Here is a 17,009-nt window from a genome sequence, read left to right on the forward strand (position 1 = left end):
CCTACTCCGCCGCCCGCGCCATGCGGAACTCTCTGTGGTCGCGCTGCCGGCTCACCAGCAGCATGAGCTGCGCCGAGGCATCGCCCAGCATCGCCCGGTAATTGGCAATGCCGCGGACGAGGTGATTGTAGATCACGACCGCCGGGATCGCGGCGACGAGGCCGAGCGCGGTCGCGAGCAGCGCTTCCGCGATACCGGGCGCGACCACCGCGAGGCTCGTGGTGTGGCTCTCGGAGATGCCTATGAAGGAATTCATGATGCCCCAGACCGTGCCGAACAGGCCGACGAACGGCGCGGTGGCGCCGATGGTCGCCAGCACGCCGGTGCCCCGCGCGATCTGCCGCGACATCGCGGCTTCGACCCGCTCCAGCCGCAACGCCACGCGCTCCTGAAGGCCGTCGTCGAGGACGCCGCCGGAGAGCTCTGCTTCCTTAGCGCAGGACTGAATAAGCTGGGCGACCGCGTCGTGCGCGTCGCCGGCCCGCTCTGCCGCCTCCGTCAGCTTGATGTTGCCTTCGAGCGCGCGCGTCCGCTGCAAGGCGAGTGCCCCCTTGCGCCGTAGCTCGATGGTCTTGGCGAGCCACACCGTCCACGTCACCAGCGAGGCTGTGGCGAGCCCCACCATCACCGTCTTCACGATGATGTCGGCACCGAGGAACATGCCCCAGGGCGACAAATTGCGCGGTAACAGCGCTTCGTCGATCGCGAAGGCCGGCGTCGGCACGAGCACCGCCAGCAGAATGGATCCGATCACGTGCCGAAGCCTGGAAATGCCTTGCATTCCTGATCTCCCGACCGACAGAGAAAGCTACGCGGCCGGCTGCGCGGCTGTGCGGTCCGCGAGCTGCCGGAACCGCACAAGCTGGTCCGCACGCAGCGCCCGGGTCTCGTCGCGGCCGACGAAGACCTTGAACATAACGCCGCCGTCGGCATTGACGAAGGCGACGAAGGCGGAAGCCTTGCCCATGAACGGGCGCTCGACGAAAGCAACGGCAGCGCAGCGCTCGTGACGGAGATGGCCGTGCAATCCCTTCGGCTGCATCAGGTTGAAATAGCCGCGGCCGATCTCGCCCGCAGGAATTGCGCCCGTGAATTCGAAGATCGCGTCATCGGTGTGCACGATCAGCGTCACCTCGCCCCATTGTGCGATGTCCTGCATGGCGGCGGCGAAATGCTCGCCGCCACCTATCCGAACCATCGACGACGGCAGCGCCTCGATCACCGCGCGCGGCGTGACCTTGCGCTCGCGGGCGACGTCCTCGATCACCGCGCCGGGATTGTCGGCCATATACGCCTTGAGATCGGCGAGATCGGTGCTCAGCATGTCCGGCTCCTTTCGTGTTCGGCCGCCTCAGGCAGCCGCGGCCTTGCGCTCGCTCTGGATCACCTCGAAGCCCTCGAACTTGGGGTGCCCGAGATAGAGGCTCTCGCCAGTCGGATTGTCGGCGCGGGCATGGGCACGGCGAAATTGATCCGAGCGCGTCCATGCCTCGAACGCTGCCTTGTCGACCCAGGTGGTATGCGAGGAATAGAGCGTGTGGTCCTCGGCCTCCGGACCCTTCAACAGATGAAACTCGACGAAGCCGGGCATGCTGCCGAGATAGGATTCGCGGGTGGCCCAGACTGTTTCGAACGCGGTCTCCGCGCCCTTCTTCACCTGGAAGCGATTCATGGCGATGAACATAAGAGTCTCTCCTTCTCATTAAAGCGAAAACGCGCCGAAGCCGCGCTGGAGTATCAGCGCGGCCCGGCGGATATTTGCGGGTGTTGCGACGCCCTGCGGCTTACGCACCTCCAAAGTGGATCTTCAGACCGGCCTTGTAGACCCTGCCCGGCCCCGGGCTCGACCACAGCACGTCGTTCTGCGTGGTGCCGTCGGTCGAGCTGCCGGGAATGGCATAGGGCCGGTAGTACTGGTTCAAGAGGTTGTCGATCGAGGCCGAGAACACGATGTCCCTGGTCGCGTTGTAGGTCAGGTAAAGGTTGACCAGTTCGTACCCGGTCGCAGGCAGATAACCGGCGGGCACGTCGTTGTTGGGACCGAACGAGGCCCACTGCGCCGTCAGGATCAGGGTACGATCGAGCAGGCGGACGCCGCCGGTCGTGACGACCTTGCGCGGGGTGATGGTCGCGAGCCCGACATTGGTCGCGACGTTCTTGCCCTGGATGTAGTGGCCGGCGACGCCGACGAACCAGCCGCCGGCGTCGTACATCGTCTCGGCTTCGAAGCCCTCGATCCGTGCATTGGCGATGTTCTGGTACTGGTAGTACTGGCTGAGCGGACCGAACGGCGTCGCAACCGGCGTCGAAGGAACAAGGTCGATGTAGTCGCTGACGTCATTGCGGAACAGGTTGATCTTGCCGCGGAACGAGTCAGACGCGGCGAAGATGCCGTCATATTTCAGATTGACGCCCACTTCCTTGTTCTTGCCGACTTCAGGACGAAGGTTCGGGTTGGGCAGGAAGCAGAACAGGCCGCTGGTCCCATCAGGACAGGGAAAGAAAGCCGGTCCGCCGCCGGTTGCATGTGCGCCGGAGATCACGGTCTCTGTGATCGAGGGTGCGCGATAGCCTTCGGCATAGCTGACATAGGGCTGGAAGCCGGCCACCGGCGTGACGCCGAGGGTGATCTTCGGCGAAAAGCGGTCGCCGCCGGTGTTCGTATTTCCTGACTGCAGATTATAGCGGTCATAACGGATTGCGCTCACCGCCTCGAACCATGTGCTGTAATTCTGCTTCAACTGGAGGAAGCCGCCCGACACGGTACGGATGCCGCTCGGCGTGGTGATGTTGGAGTTACCGCGGCTGTCTGTCGTGACAACGTCGTCCTGGAACGCGTCAACGCCGTAAGTCAGCGCATTGCGCCAGTCGCCGACGTTGAAACGCGTGGTGTTGTTGGCATCAACGCCGTACGTATTGAGGACATAGCCGCGCTTGTCGCCGACGCAGCCCGAGACGTTGTTGCCGAAGCCGCCATTGCAATAGGCCGACGTGGTCGTGCCGTAGTGATAGGTCTTGGTCTGGTCGTTGTCAGTGCGATTGCCGTAGACCGACATGTGCCAGTCGAACAGATTGTCGCTCGGCAGTGCATAGTTCCAGGTGATCGTGCCGGTGTAGTTCCTGGCATCGGACGCATAGACTGATGAACCGCGATTCAACGCAATTAACGCCGGCGTGGTTGTCAGACCGCGATTGAACTGGCCGATATCGTACTGATAGTCCTGGAAGACGGCGCCGAACTTGACCTCGTGACCAAGGGCGGGACGTACCGTGAGCTTCATCAGGCCGCTCTCGACCTGGTTGCCGGTATTGCCGATCTCGGTGCCGTTGCCGTCCTTGTAGTTTCCCTGCGTGCGGTAGACCGCGCCGCCAAAGATATCGACGTCGGGCGTAGCGCGTACGCCACCGAACACCGAGCCGAGACCGCGATTGTTGTTGGAGCCGTACGAGCCCGAGAGATCGACGCCCCAGCGCTCGCCGGGACGCAGCACGTCGTTGATGTCCTTGGTGCGGAACGAGACGAGGCCGCCGATCGCGCCGGAGCCATAGATGTTGGCGGTGGGGCCGCGGACGACGTCGACGCCCCCGATCAATTCGGGATCGAGGAAGAAGGAGCCGTTGGCGTTGTGGCCGGTGCGCTGATAGTTCTGCCGCGCCCCGTCGACGACCACGGCGACGCGCCCGAAATCCTGCAGGCCGCGGATGTTGATGACGGTCGCGGGATCGTCGCCGCGCTCCTGGAACGACACCCCGGGCACGGCATAGAAGATATCCGACAGCCGGTTCGGCTGGAGACCCTGGATCTTGTCGAGCGAAACAGAGCTGACGGGCGCGAGCGCGTCGATCGCGCGCTCCGGCGTCTTGGTTGCGGCGACCGTGATGGTGTCGAGCGTCTGCACCGGTGCGGGGCCGCCGGCCTGGGCACGGGCGTTCATGACATCAGGCGTTGCCTGCTGCGCGACCGGCGGCTTGGGCTGCTTGCTCTTGGCCTGCTTCGGCCGTGCCGGTGACGCACTTTCCGCTTGCGGCTGAGCAGTCTGCGCAAGACCGCTCTCCGTCACCAATGCCGCAATTGAAACCACCGACGCGCCCAAAATAAGGACGCGCGAATACCTAGCCCCGTCAGCCATATCAGCCCCAGCCTGCACTTTGCTCTTTTGGAGTCGTTTGGCTGGCGTGCGTTCGCAAAGCGAACGACTGGCTGGCTGATTTTCTCAAGGCGCGGACAAGCTGTCCGCTGCCATAATTGGTTACGTGGCAACACTTCGACGGTCAATGACATCAGGTTGCAGTTTATATCGATTGTAAATTGTCGCCGTTGGAATGCGCTTCACGCCGCTTATACAAGCAAGACGCATCTGAAATTTCGAAAGCGCATCACACTCACCATGTCAGCAACGTCCGGAGACAGCGGCGGCGACGCGGCAGGGCCGACACAAAGCCCTTCCGCAACAATGAGAACCCTCACCATGCGAGGGAGCCGGATCGACAGCCGCGAGCTGTTTGCGGCCGAGCGCGAGATCATCATCGCGCATGGCGAAGACAATTATCGCCTCCGTTTGACCTCGCAGAACAAGCTGATCCTGACGAAGTAAACTGCAATGACATTTTGTCGCACCCTCACGCATCTCCTGCTCTCCGGCACGATCGCGCTCGCGTCCAGCGCGCACGCCGCCGGTGTCACCGTGCATGACGCGCGCAACCGCGATGTCGCCGTCGCCGACTTCGCGCGGACGGTCTCGATCGGCGGCGCCATCACCGAGATTCTCTATGCGCTTGGGCTCGAGAGCCGGCTGGTCGGTGTCGACACCACGAGCCTTTATCCGGCAGCGGCGCTGCACGACAAACCCAATGTCGGCTACATGCGCCAGATTTCCGCCGAAGGCGTGCTCGGCCTCAACCCCACGCTGATCCTGGCGATCCAGGGGTCGGGCCCGCGCGAGACCATGGACCTGCTGGAGACGGCAAAGGTGCCGCTGGTGCTGGTGCCGGAGACCTTCTCCGAGGATGGCCTGATCGAGAAAATAAGACTGGTCGGGCATGCCATGGGCGTCGACGCGCGCGCCGAATGCCTGAGCGCCGCGGTCGGCGCCGATCTCGCGCAGCTCCGCGCACTGCGTGCCAAGGTGACGAAGCCGGTCCGCGTGATGTTCGTGATGTCGCTCCAGAACGGACGCGCCATGGTCGCCGGTCACAAGACCGCCGCCGATGAGATCATCCAGCTCGCGGGCGCCGCCAACGCCGTCGACGACTACGACGGCTACAAGATCATCGGCGACGAAGCGATCGTGGCGGCGAGACCCGACGTCTTGCTATCGATCGAGCGCGGCAAGGACTCGCTCCAGGCCGACGCGATCTATGCCCATCCGGGCTTTGCGTTGACGCCGGTCGCGGCCAACAAGAGTTTTATCACGATGGACGGGCTCTATCTGCTCGGATTCGGGCCGCGCACCGCGGCGGCGGCGCGTGATCTCTCCGTCAAGCTCTATCCGGCATTGGCCGATGGCGGTGGCATATTCACCTCGGCCTTGTCGGGGGCGAACTGCCGGCAATGAGTATCGCGATCGGAACCGGGGCGCATGGCACTGGGCAGCGCGCCGGCAGGGGACGCAAATTCGCGTCGGTTGCGCTTCCGCTGCTCCTCGCAGCGCTGGCAGTCACCGCGATCGTTGCGCTGACCGTCGGCGCGGCCGGCATTCCCCTCTCGCGGCTGCCTGCCGCGCTCGGTTTTGCCGGCAACACAGCCGCCGATGCCATGACCGCCCGCGACCATCTCGTGCTGTGGTCGATCCGCATCCCCCGGATCGCGGCGACCGCGATGGTCGGCGGCCTGCTCGCCGCGGCCGGCGCGATCATGCAGGGCCTGTTTCGCAATCCGCTCGCCGATCCCGCGCTGGTCGGCGTCTCCAGCGGCGGCGCGCTCGCGGCCGCAAGTGCGATCGTCTTCACCGATTCACGCTTCGGCGAGACGCTGCGTTTCCTCCAGACCGAGCTGTTGCCGCTGGCGGCTTTCGCGGGATCGCTGGTCACGACCGCGATCCTCTACGGCATCTCCAGCCGCGCCGGGCGAACCTCGATCGCGATCTTCCTGCTCGCCGGCGTCGCCATCACCGCGATCACCAATGCCGGCATCGGCCTGCTGGTGTTCGTCGCCGACGATCGCCAGCTCCGCGACATCACGTTCTGGCTGCTGGGCTCGATGAGCGGCGCAACCTGGACCAAGGCCGCCGTGCTCGCGCCCATCCTGGTCATCGGGCTCGCGGCCTGCGCCTATATTGCGCGCGGTCTCGATCTATTGGTGCTCGGCGAAGCCGACGCCTTTCACGGCGGTGTCGACGTCGAGCGCCTCAAGCGGACCTCGATCGTCATGGTCTCGGCCATGACCGGCGTCGCGGTGTCGATCAGCGGCGTCATCGGCTTCGTCGGCATCGTCGTGCCGCATCTCTTGCGCCTCGTCATCGGCCCCGCGCACCGCCTGCTGCTTCCGGCTTCGGTGCTGCTCGGCGCGATCCTGATGGTCGGCGCCGACACGCTGGCGCGCACCATCGTGGCGCCGGCGGAAATGCCGATCGGCATTTTGACCGCCGCGGTCGGCGCCCCGGTCTTCTTAGGGATTCTGCTGCGGCAGCGCGGGCTCGCCTCGCTATGAGCGCCGTGATCGAGGCGCGGGCTTTAAGCAAGCGCGCCGGCCGCGCGACGCTGCTCGATGGCATCGGCCTGAATGTGGGGGCCGGCGAGATGGTCGCCATCATCGGTCCGAACGGCGCCGGTAAATCGACGCTGCTGCGGCTGCTCTCGGGCGATCTGCGCCCGAGCGAAGGCGAGGTGCGGCTGAAGCAGCGCGATATAAGCAGCTATACGCCGCGCGAGCTCGCCGCGCGCCGCGCGATGCTGTCCCAGCACATCAACGTCGCCTTCCCTTTCACCGTCGAGGAGATCGTGCTGATGGGCGCGGGCGACCGCAGCTTGCGCGACGCCGGTTCGCTCGTCGAGGCCGCACTGGACGAGGTCGGCCTTGCGCATTTCCGCGAACGGCAATTGCCGACATTATCAGGCGGCGAGCAGCAGCGCGCCCATTTCGCCCGCGTGCTGGTGCAGCTCGCCTGCGGCGAGGCCGAGCATGGACCGGGGCTATTGCTGCTGGACGAGCCGACTTCGAGCCTCGACCTGCGTCACCAGATTGACCTCGTCGAAGCGGCGCGCCGTCGCGCGGCGGATGGCACCGCCGTCATCGCGATCCTGCACGACCTCAACCTCGCGATCCGATTTGCCGACCGGCTGGTCGTGCTGAACCGTGGCCAGCTCGCCGCCGACGGCCCGCGCGCCGATGTCGTCACACGCGAGACCATCCGCGACATCTTCGAGATCGACGCCGTCGTCCATCAGGCTGACGACGGCGTACCTTACGTGCTGCCGCAATCGATGCGGGCGGCCCCGCGTGTGGCGGGAATTTAGCCAGCCGGCACGATCACCATGCTCTTGTCCTTCGGCCAGCGGATGCGCCAGGCGAAGTTGATGTCCTTGACCTCGCCGGGCCTGGCGTCGAACGACCATTCCAGCACGCCGCGCTTGTCGCGGATGTTGCTCGCGGTCGGCGGCGTGGTCGCGGGCAGCATCTCGACCAGGATGTCCTCGTTCTCGCTGACCGGCAGCTGATCCTCGATCGCGACCTTGATCGGGAAGTCGTGACCATTGCGGACGGTGGTCTTGAATGCGCGCTCGTCGGTCTTCGACGTTGTCACCAGGAGCCCTGCCGAACCTTCGTTGCGCTTGAGCACGGCGCGCTCGATCTTGACCTTGTCGTCGGCGCCGAAGCCGAGCCGCACGATGTCGTCCTTGGCCGAGGCCGAGAGCTTGCCGCGGCCGACGAAGACGCCGTCGCGATAGATCGCGACCTTGCCCGGCAGCAGCGTCGCGTCATCGGTCTGCTTGAAGCTCGCTTCGAGGAAGGCGGTCGGATCCGTCACCGGTGCCGCGCGCACCATGAGATCGGCGGGCACGTTCATCGACGTGATGCGCAGGCTCCTGGCGCCCTCGGCGGCGCCGAGGCTGACGCGGCCGGGAATCCTGAAGGTGGCCTGGAAATCGCCGATTTCGGCAACCGCCTGCTGTTCTTCGGCGCGTTCCGCAAGATCTTCCCTGGATCTGCTGGCGTAGGCGGGGGCTTCCACCTTTCGCTGCATCTGCGCCGGGGCAGGCATTGCCGTATCGGAGACTGAACCCAGCGCGCGCGGCTTCGGGACTTGCGGATATTGTGCAACCAGCGAATTCAGCTCCGGCGCGCTGCCGCCGCGACCGATCCGCACCGTGGAAACACCGAGCGCGACGTTCGACCAGTCCTCGCCGGTCGATTGCGTGACCTCGGCGCGGCGGACCAGCTCGACTTGCGGCTTGCGGTCCTTGGCGCCGGTGTCGAGCCGGGCGTCATAGAGCGGCATCCAGCGGGCATTGCGCACCGCGTAGGTGACCCGCAGCGTCGCCTTTGTCGCGGCTGCCGAGGCGACGTCGATCCGCACTTCGAGCTTGCTCGGCGGCTTGGCGGCGCGCTCGGCGTCGAGCTGCGCGATCTGGCGATCGATCTCGCGCTGTTTTCGAGTGGCCTCCCGGATCGCAGTGTCGGCGGTCGCGATCTCCTCACCGACCGCGCTAAAGGCCGCCCGCCATTCCGTGATCGGACGGGCCTCACCCTTGTCGCCGAGGCCGGCAGGGGACGCTTCGGCAAACCGCTGGGCGAATTTGCGCCGCGCGACTGCCGCATCGATCGCTCCTTGCAAATCGGAGCGCTCGTCCTTGAGCGTTTCGATACGCTTGTCGATTTCGGACAGGTTGACCGGCGGCGTCGCACGCGGCGGCCGCGCATCGATCGTACCGATGGTGAGTTTTGCGCCCGCCTCGCCTTCGACACGGAGGGAGGACGGATCAAGCGAGAGCGGAAAATCCCTGGCGACCAGCGTGCTGTCACCGGAGGCGAGTTCCAGCGCAATGATGCGGGTGACGGTCGCGCCATCCGGATAGACGGTGACGGTGTCGATGGCCGATGTGGCGTCGACATCGGCGGCCCATGACGGCAACGCGGCCGCATTGGTCACCAGGACCAGACTCGTCGTCGCCAGATATTTTGCGATGGTGCGCATAAATTTCCTCCCTGCCGGTATCGCCGCGCCGCCAGCCGGACGCGCGAAAAGATGCCTCGCCATCGTGATGAGACGCGGCAGGAAAGGAACTGGTTCGATTGGGGTTTCCGTGGGGCGCCGTTGCGGCGGCACCATGGCCGCGGAACGCATCGGAGTCCCACGGCCAAGCCTTACATTCAGGCCTTACATTTGGGTGGGCGAACCCTGGCCGAAGATGCGGCGGAGCAGATCGGTTACGTTCTTGGCGCCGGCCTTCTTCAGGATGCCGGCGCGATAGCCCTCGACCGTCCGTGCGCTCAGATGCATGCGCCGGGCGATCTCCTTGTTGGTCAGGCCGGCGGCGAGATGTTCGAGCACGTCGCCTTCACGTGCGGTCAGGGGTTCGCAGCCGTGCAACCAGCGCTGCCGGTTAGAGCCGGGCTGTGCGAACTCGTCGATGGCGGCATCGATCCGGTCGACGATGTCGCGGGTGCGGAACGGCTTCTCGATGAAGTCGGCCGCGCCGCTCTTGATGGCGTCAACCGCCATGGCGATGCTGCCGTTCGCCGCGGTCACCAGCACCGGCGCCATGCAGTTTTCCTCGCGCAGGCGCTTGAGCACGTCGAGGCCGGAGCGATCGGGCGGCATCTCCAGCAGCACGCAGGCCGGCATCCGCGCCCTGGCTTCCGAGAGCAGAGACGCACCATCTGCGAAGCAGATCACGTCATAGGCGCTCTGTTGGAGCGCGGTGGAAAGTTGTTCGCGGAAGGCGGCGTCGGTGTCGATGACGAATACCTCACCCTTGGAAAGCGTGTTCCCCGGCATAATTCCGATCCAATAATGTCTAGGTCAAATGATCCGAGACGGCCGCGGGCCTCATCGCCCTGCTGCGCCATCGTGCGCACGGCATTCACGCCAGTGCTTCGGTTTCACTTATGTATGTTCCATGCCGTTCCCGGATTTGACGGATCGGGACAGAAACTTTACATTGCGGGACATCTGCAGGAATGGCTGGCAGGACCGGTTTGCATGACCGACCTCGTTCGCAGCGCAGGCTTGAGCTATTACCCCGAGGTTGCCCGGTCGGTCGGGCTCGACCCCAAGCAGATGATGCGCAAGGTCAGGCTACCGCTGGCCTGCCTCGACGAGCCCGATACTCCCATTGCCGTCACAGGCCTGCGCCGTCTGCTCGAATTGTCGGCAGAGGCGTCCGGGGCCGAAGATTTCGGCTTGCGGCTTGCCGAGCGTGGCGGGCTGACCAATTTCGGCGCGGTCGGCTTGATCGTGCGCGAACAGGCGACGGTCGGCGAGGCGATCGAAGCATTCTCACGCTTCATCCCTATCCATCACGACGGCATGAAGCTGGACGTCACCCGCAATAAGCAGACCGTAACCGTCACGCTGCATCTGCGCGGCCGGCAACCGACAGCGCCGCGGCAGTCGATCGACATGGCGCTCGGCAGCGTCCACCGCATCATCCAGTCGCTGTTCGGCAGCGATTGGCGGCCACAGGAAGTGCACCTGCATTATCCACCGCCGCACGACCGCAAGCGCTACCGCGAGTTCTACGGCTGCCGTGTGACCTTCAACGCGGAGGACGATGCGATCCTGTTGTCGGCACACGACATGGAGCGCCGGATCCCGAGCGCGCATCCGCTGATCGCGAGCTATCTGCGCAAGCGGATCGAGGCGATCGAGACGCGGCCGGCAAGCTGGGAGCAGAAGGTCGACGAGGTCGTGCGTCTCCTGCTCGCCAGCGGCGACTGCACGGTCGAGCGCGTCGCCGAGCACCTCGCCTGCACCCGCCGCACCGTCCACCGGCACCTCGCCGAAGCCAGCACCAGTTTCTCGGCCATTCTCGACGCGCAGCGAGCCGATCTCGTGATCCAGTTGATCGACGACCCCGGCCGGCCGCTGGCTGACATCGCCGTGCAGCTCGGATTCTCCGCGCAGAGCGCCATGGCGCGCTGGTTCCGCGGCCGCTTCGGCTGCACCATCACCTCATGGCGCAAAGGCGTGCGGCCACCGGCGGCGGCCGCAGCCTGAATTTCAAGGCCGATCACATCGCCCGCACAAACATGCGAAAGCCCGGTGCGCCGATGATCGCCTCGAACGCGGGATCACGCTTCTCTTCCGAAAAGACAAAACCGGCCTTGGCGTAGGCGCGCTCGGCGGCATCGTTGCCGATCAGGAACGATATTGTCGCCCGGGCAAATCCAGCCGCCCGCCCCTTCTCCAGCGCATGCGCGATCAACGACTGCACCAGGCCGCGGCCGCGATAGGCGGGATCCGTCGCGACATACTCGATCATCCAATCGCCCTCGCCGCCCTGAACCCAGCAGGCGCGCGCGTAGGCGCCGCGTTGACGGATGGCCTCCAGCTCTGTCGCGGCGAGCCCGGCCGCGGCTGCGACTTCCTCGATCGCACGCCAGGCCGCGAGCCCCGTGCCGGCCGCCGGTAGCGCACACAAGGCGGCAGCAGGCTTGCCATCGATCTCGGCGACCAGAAATTGCGAGACGTGCCACATCGACACCGCGCGGGCGGCTCCGACGCGCGCGATGAAATCGCGGCACTGTGTTTCAGGCCAACCGAGCGCAACGTCGAACCAGCCGCGCGGCCGGTGGCCGCGCTGCGATGACACGATGGTTTGTGCGATGAAACCGGCGTCTTCGGGACGCGCAGACCGTATCGTCATGCGCGCCCCCTTTTGCGAAGACCCTACGTGTTCTTCAGCGCGACGCGGAATTCGGCTTCGGTCTTGGCCTTGACCTCGTCGAGCGAGACGCCGTCGGCGAGCTCGATCAGCGCCATGCCGCCGTCGCCGTGCTTGTCGATGGTGAAGACGGCCAAGTCAGTCACCACCATGTCGACCACGCGCTCGCCGGTCAGCGGCAAATTGCACTGCTTCAGCAGCTTGGCGCCGTCCTTGGCGGAATGCTCCATCACCACGACGACGCGCTTGACGCCGGCGACGAGATCCATCGCACCGCCCATGCCCTTGACCATCTTGCCGGGGATCATCCAGTTGGCGAGATCGCCGTTCTGGGCCACCTGCATGGCGCCGAGGATCGATAGATCCATGTGGCCGCCGCGGATCATGCCAAACGAATCCGCGCTCGAGAAATACGAGGTCGACGGCAGCTCGCTCACGGTCTGCTTGCCGGCGTTGATGAGATCGGCGTCCTCTTCACCCTCATAGGGGAACGGGCCCATGCCGAGCATGCCGTTCTCGCTCTGGAGGCTGACGTCCATGCCGTCCGGGATGTAGTTCGAGACCAGCGTCGGGATGCCGATGCCGAGATTGACGTAATAGCCGTCACGCAGTTCCTTCGCGGCGCGCGCAGCCATCTGTTCACGGGTCCAGGCCATATCGCTCTCCTGTAGTCCTTAGTTGCGCATGATCTTGTCGGAAAACCGGTGTCCACTTTTCCGGATCATGCGCTCAAGCTGCCGTGCGCGGCCGGGTGTTGCGGAATTCAATGCGCTTCTTGGCCGTTCCGACCTCGACGATGCGCTTTACGAAAAGACCGGGCGTGTGAATGTGGTCGGGATTGAGTTCGCCGGCCGGAACCAGATGCTCGACCTCGGCCACCGTGACCTTGGCGGCGGTCGCCATCATCGGATTAAAATTGCGCGCGGTCTTGCGGTAGACGAGGTTGCCGGCGGTGTCGCCCTTCCAGGCGTGCACGATGGCGAGGTCGGCGAACAGGCCGCGCTCCATCAGGTATTTCTGTCCGTCGAATTCCTTCACTTCCTTGCCCTCGGCGATCAGCGTGCCGACGCCGGTCTTGGTGTAGAAGGCCGGAATGCCGGCGCCGCCGGCGCGGATGCGCTCCGCAAGCGTTCCCTGCGGATTGAATTCGAGCTCCAGCTCGCCGGCGAGGAATTGCTGGGCGAACAGCTTGTTCTCGCCGACATAGGACGAGATCATCTTCTTGATCTGCCGGGTTTCCAGCAGGCGGCTGAGCCCGATGCCGTCGACGCCGGCATTGTTGGAGACCACCGTCAGGCCCTTGACGCCGGACTCGCGGATCGCATCCGACAGCGCCTCGGCGATGCCGCAGAGGCCGAAGCCGCCCGACATGATCATCATGCCGTCTTTGAGAACGCCCTCGAGAGCCGACTTCGCGTCGGGATAGACCTTGTTCATGCAAAAAACCTCGACTGAACCTTCGGCTTGCAGGCGTCGTGCCTTATTGGCGGCGATTATTAGGCGAAATCGTCCGAAGCCGTCAATGATACGGGGTTCTCCGCTCCGCCCCTGGGTGATAGAAGCTGCCCAGGCCGTGGGCGCAACCGTTCCCACGGCCTTGAAAGCGACAAGAAAACCCATCAAGTTGCGGCACTTAACACAATAGGTCTTGGGCGTGGGGCGCGCAGGTTTTCCGGCCCGCCCTTCTGGCTCCAGCGACCAACCCGATCAGGACACGCCATTGACCATGGCCCAAGGAATGAAGCGCCTCGGGACGCCGATCGCGGCGCTGCTCGGCGTGGCGCTGATGGCCCTGATCGCGACCTCATGGCTCATCAACCGCGACGCGCTGCGCAAGGCGGTGGAAACGCAGATCCGCGACGTCACCGGGCTCGAGGTCAATGTCGCAGGCGCGATCGACATTTCGGTGCTGCCGGCAAGCTACATCTCCTTCCATGACGTCGGCCTGAAGGGCGGCGGCACCAGCGATCCCGCGCTCCATGTCGACGTGCTCACCGCGAACCTGCGGCTGCTGCCGCTGCTGCTGCAACGGTTCGAGATCGCCGACCTGACGCTGCTGCGGCCGCGCATCCATGTCAGCCTGAAGCCGGATGGCGAAAGCAACTGGACGCCCTTCATCCAGACCATCGCGCGCACCATGAAGCCCGGCGCCGAGAATCAGGTGTCGTTCTCCGAGATCCGTATCCAGGACGGCGTGCTCAATTACGAGGACGCTGCCACGCACGGCACCGAGAAGTTCGAGGACATCGACCTGTCGCTGGCCTGGCCCTCGATCTCGCGCTCCTTCGCTGCGACCGGACAGTTCGACTGGCGCGGCGAACGGGTCGACGGCTCGATCAGCTTTTCCGATCTCGTCGCCGCCCTCTCCGGCGAGCGCTCGGGGTTGAAGGCGCGGATCGCGAGCGCCCCGCTCAAGCTCGCCTTCGACGGCAGCGTCGCCAACCGCACCAGCCCGATGATGGAGGGCACACTCACCATCGACAGCCCGTCCTTGCGCAACGCGCTGCGCTGGACCGGCCAGCCGCAGCCCGGCAGCGGCGGTTTCGGCCGCTTCGCGCTAAAGGCGCGCGCCAATGTCGTCGGCGCCTCGATCGCGCTCACCAACGTCAATGTCGAGCTCGACGGCAACACCGCCGAGGGCGTGATGACCTACGCCAATAACGGCCGGCAGACGCTGCAGGCGACGCTCGCAGCCGACGCGCTCGACTTCACACCTTATATCTCGACCTTCCGCCTGCTCGCGAGCGGCGCGCGCGACTGGAACAGGCAGCTGTTCGATCTCAACGCCCTGTCGACCACCGACCTCGACATGCGCCTGTCGGCAGCCAAGCTGACGGTCGGGGCGTCGAAACTCGGCCGCACCGCGATCGGCGCGAATCTGCGCAACGGTACGCTGGCGCTCTCGGTCGGCGAGGCCCAGGTCTATGGCGGCATCGCCAAGGGCTCGTTCGGCATCGCGCGCTCCGACACCGTCGCCGACATCAAGGCGCAATTCCAGTTCACCGACGTCGACCTTCAGGCCTGCGCCTCGGAGCTGTTCGGCCTCAACAAGCTGTCCGGCCGCGGCAACATCAACGTCTCGCTCCTCGCTTCCGGCTCGAGCCCGTTCGGCCTCGTGCAGTCGCTCGACGGCAGCGCCACCGTGACCGGGCATGACGGCGCGATCTCGGGCTTCAATGCCGAACAGCTCCTGAAGCGGCTAGAGCGGCGGCCGCTGTCCGGCGGCGGCAATTTCCGCAACGGCTCCACCCCCTACGACAACCTCACCATCGCGGTGAAATTCTCCGACGGAGTAGCCACCGCCGAGGACATCCGCGTCGAAGGACCTGCGGCGAAGATCACGATGACCGGCACCGCCTCTGTGCCGACGCGCGAATATGACATGAAGGGCGTGGCCAGCCTCAACAGCGCGTCGGGCTTCGAATTGCCCTTCGTGGTGCAGGGCCCCTGGGACGATCCTCTGGTCTTCCCCGATCCGGAAAGCCTGATCCGCCGCTCGCCGGCCTCCGCGCCCCTGCTCGACATGCTGAAGGACCGCAAGGCGAGCGACGCGGTGCGCTCCGCGATCGAGCGCATCACCGGCACCGGAAAACGTCCCGCGCCGGCCGAATCGCCGACGGCGGAGAACGGCAAGGAAGGCGCGAAGTCGAACTGAGGGCGACAGACGTCGCTCTCTCATGTTTCAGTAGCCTACGCTCCATGGGCCACCACCTGCCAAATTGAATACTGCAGTCGATTTCATCGCAAAGGTGGAGTTAGGCGGCCGATTGCGTCGTCGAAATCCAGGTCTTGTCCTCCTGCACCACTGCTTCCCCGCCGAACTTCGATCCGGCCGCGACCTTGAGAGTGCCACTCTGTCCCAGTTCGCGGGCCAACACCTCGCGGTCACAAGCATCCTCCCACAGCGAAACGGTAATGGCTGCGACACAGTTGCTGATCATGCTGGTCAGCGCCCGCGCTTCCGACATGAAACGGTCGATGCCGACAAGCAGCGCCACGCCGGTCACGGGCAGATCCGGCATCACGGAGAGCGTCGCGACGAGCGCGACAAAGCCGCTTCCGGTGACACCAGCGGCCCCTTTGGAAGTCAGCAGCATCAGTCCGAGCATCGCCGCAATCTGCCCCCAGGACAGGTGAATGTCGCAGGCCTGCGCAATGAAGATGGAAGCCAACGTGAGATAAATGGCGCTGCCGTCCAGGTTGAAAGAGTAGCCCATCGGCAACACCAGCCCGGACACCCCTTTGCGGCATCCGAGCTGCTCGAGCTTGCGCAGCGCCCCGGGCAGCGCCGGCTCCGACGATGACGTGCCGAGCACGATCAGCAGTTCTTCCTTGAAGTAGCGGATGGTCTTCCACAGGCTGAAGCCGTTCAGCCGCGCCAACGTACCGAGCACGACGACCACGAAGAGGGAGCAGGCGACATAGAATGTCAGGATCAGCAGTCCGAGCGAGCCGATCGAACGGACACCGTAGCGGCCCACCGTGAACGCCATGGCGCCAAAGGCGCCGAGCGGAGCGAGCTTCATGATGAAGCCGAAGGACACAAACAGCACCCGTGAGAACGAGTCGATTGCCTTTGTCACCACGGCACCGCCGTCGCCGGCGCGGCTTAGGCCAAAGGCGATCAGGACGGAGACCAGCAGCACCGGCAGCACTTCACCATCGGCGAACGCTCCGAAGAACGAATGCGGGATAATGTGCAGCACGAAGTCCGCGAATCCGGACACCCCCGCTTGCTTGGTGAATTTCGCGGCCACCGACGGATCCAGCGTGCTGAGGGAAACATGCATGCCCACGCCCGGCTGGATCAACGATACAGCGATCAGGCCAGCCAACAGCGCGAGCACGGTCAGCAGGTAAAACAGCGCCATGGATTTCACCAGCGTGCGGGCGACATCGCGGGAATCGCTGATGCTGTTGATGCCGCTCACGATGGTGCAGAACACGATCGGCGCGATCATCATCTTGACCAGTTTGACGAAGCCGTCTCCGAGTGGCTTCAGCGCGGCGCCACATTCAGGCCAGAAATGGCCGGTGAGGACACCCAGCATGAGGCCAATCAGCACCTGGACGTAGAGAATCCGGTAGAATGGCTTTTGCACCTCAGTGTTCGGGTGCCCAACCAGCGCTTCCTTCTGCATTCCCGTTTCTCCCATGGCTCTGATTTTTCTTGATGGCTTCGG

16 protein-coding genes are annotated in these 17,009 nt (G+C 64.9%); 6 read left to right on the forward strand and 10 right to left on the reverse strand.

Annotation, left to right across the window (positions count from 1 at the left end):
* Position 1: 1 nt before the first annotated feature.
* The 4 genes from exbB to QCM77_RS18960 form a co-directional block, all read right to left on the reverse strand.
* Positions 2–781, reverse strand: coding sequence for a tonB-system energizer ExbB (gene exbB / locus QCM77_RS18945; protein ID WP_279659241.1), 780 nt, complete (start codon positions 779–781; stop codon positions 2–4).
* 27 nt (positions 782–808) lie between these two features.
* Positions 809–1,324: a heme utilization cystosolic carrier protein HutX gene (hutX, locus tag QCM77_RS18950; protein ID WP_279659240.1), complete on the reverse strand. Its 516-nt coding sequence runs from the start codon at positions 1,322–1,324 to the stop codon at positions 809–811.
* A 27-nt stretch (positions 1,325–1,351) separates the two neighbouring features.
* Positions 1,352–1,684 (reverse strand): heme-degrading protein HmuQ, encoded by a 333-nt coding sequence (gene hmuQ / locus QCM77_RS18955; protein WP_045002782.1) that lies wholly within the window; start codon positions 1,682–1,684, stop codon positions 1,352–1,354.
* 100 nt (positions 1,685–1,784) lie between these two features.
* Positions 1,785–4,130, reverse strand: a complete 2,346-nt coding sequence (locus QCM77_RS18960; protein ID WP_279684291.1) for a TonB-dependent receptor, heme/hemoglobin family — start codon at positions 4,128–4,130, stop codon at positions 1,785–1,787.
* 258 nt (positions 4,131–4,388) lie between these two features.
* On the opposite strand from QCM77_RS18960, the gene QCM77_RS18965 reads away from it, so the two are divergent.
* Genes QCM77_RS18965 through QCM77_RS18980 form a run of 4 tightly spaced genes read left to right on the forward strand, consistent with a single transcriptional unit; the run spans position 4,389 to position 7,455 of the window.
* The gene (locus QCM77_RS18965) at positions 4,389–4,595 is read left to right on the forward strand and encodes a hemin uptake protein HemP (protein ID WP_462804329.1); all 207 of its coding nucleotides are present in this window, start codon (positions 4,389–4,391) and stop codon (positions 4,593–4,595) included.
* Between the two features lie 6 nt (positions 4,596–4,601).
* Complete coding sequence (locus QCM77_RS18970) at positions 4,602–5,555, forward strand: heme/hemin ABC transporter substrate-binding protein (RefSeq protein WP_279684292.1); 954 nt, start codon at positions 4,602–4,604, stop codon at positions 5,553–5,555.
* Positions 5,552–6,649, forward strand: coding sequence for a FecCD family ABC transporter permease (locus tag QCM77_RS18975; RefSeq protein WP_279684293.1), 1,098 nt, complete (start codon positions 5,552–5,554; stop codon positions 6,647–6,649). The genes QCM77_RS18970 and QCM77_RS18975 overlap by 4 nt, the downstream gene beginning before the upstream one ends.
* Complete coding sequence (locus QCM77_RS18980; RefSeq protein ID WP_279659234.1) at positions 6,646–7,455, forward strand: heme ABC transporter ATP-binding protein; 810 nt, start codon at positions 6,646–6,648, stop codon at positions 7,453–7,455. Before QCM77_RS18975 ends, QCM77_RS18980 begins: the two co-directional genes overlap by 4 nt.
* On the opposite strand, the gene QCM77_RS18985 is transcribed toward QCM77_RS18980, so the two are convergent.
* Both QCM77_RS18985 and QCM77_RS18990 read right to left on the reverse strand, forming a co-directional pair.
* Positions 7,452–9,134 (reverse strand): mucoidy inhibitor MuiA family protein, encoded by a 1,683-nt coding sequence (locus tag QCM77_RS18985; protein ID WP_279684294.1) that lies wholly within the window; start codon positions 9,132–9,134, stop codon positions 7,452–7,454. The two genes, QCM77_RS18980 and QCM77_RS18985, sit on opposite strands and share 4 nt — an antisense overlap.
* A gap of 183 nt (positions 9,135–9,317) precedes the next feature.
* Positions 9,318–9,938: a response regulator transcription factor gene (locus QCM77_RS18990; RefSeq protein ID WP_279684295.1), complete on the reverse strand. Its 621-nt coding sequence runs from the start codon at positions 9,936–9,938 to the stop codon at positions 9,318–9,320.
* Between the two features lie 204 nt (positions 9,939–10,142).
* Between QCM77_RS18990 and QCM77_RS18995 the strand changes: the two genes are divergently transcribed.
* Complete coding sequence (locus QCM77_RS18995) at positions 10,143–11,159, forward strand: AraC family transcriptional regulator (protein WP_279684296.1); 1,017 nt, start codon at positions 10,143–10,145, stop codon at positions 11,157–11,159.
* Positions 11,160–11,172: 13 nt separating this feature from the next.
* Here QCM77_RS18995 and QCM77_RS19000 read toward each other — a convergent pair whose 3' ends face one another.
* The 3 genes from QCM77_RS19000 to QCM77_RS19010 form a co-directional block, all read right to left on the reverse strand.
* Positions 11,173–11,808, reverse strand: a complete 636-nt coding sequence (locus QCM77_RS19000) for a GNAT family N-acetyltransferase (protein WP_279684297.1) — start codon at positions 11,806–11,808, stop codon at positions 11,173–11,175.
* 23 nt (positions 11,809–11,831) lie between these two features.
* Complete coding sequence (locus QCM77_RS19005) at positions 11,832–12,482, reverse strand: CoA transferase subunit B (protein WP_279659229.1); 651 nt, start codon at positions 12,480–12,482, stop codon at positions 11,832–11,834.
* A gap of 73 nt (positions 12,483–12,555) precedes the next feature.
* On the reverse strand, positions 12,556–13,263 hold the full coding sequence (locus QCM77_RS19010; protein WP_279659228.1) for a CoA transferase subunit A: 708 nt from the start codon (positions 13,261–13,263) through the stop codon (positions 12,556–12,558).
* 289 nt (positions 13,264–13,552) lie between these two features.
* Between QCM77_RS19010 and QCM77_RS19015 the strand changes: the two genes are divergently transcribed.
* Positions 13,553–15,481 (forward strand): AsmA family protein, encoded by a 1,929-nt coding sequence (locus QCM77_RS19015; RefSeq protein ID WP_279659587.1) that lies wholly within the window; start codon positions 13,553–13,555, stop codon positions 15,479–15,481.
* Between the two features lie 100 nt (positions 15,482–15,581).
* Here QCM77_RS19015 and dctA read toward each other — a convergent pair whose 3' ends face one another.
* A complete protein-coding gene (gene dctA, locus QCM77_RS19020) occupies positions 15,582–16,967 on the reverse strand; it encodes a C4-dicarboxylate transporter DctA (RefSeq protein ID WP_279659227.1) in 1,386 nt (461 codons plus the stop codon).
* Between the last annotated feature and the right edge of the window lie 42 nt (positions 16,968–17,009).

This window comes from Bradyrhizobium nivariense (assembly GCF_029846695.2).
Classification (GTDB): Bacteria; Pseudomonadota; Alphaproteobacteria; order Rhizobiales; family Xanthobacteraceae; genus Bradyrhizobium.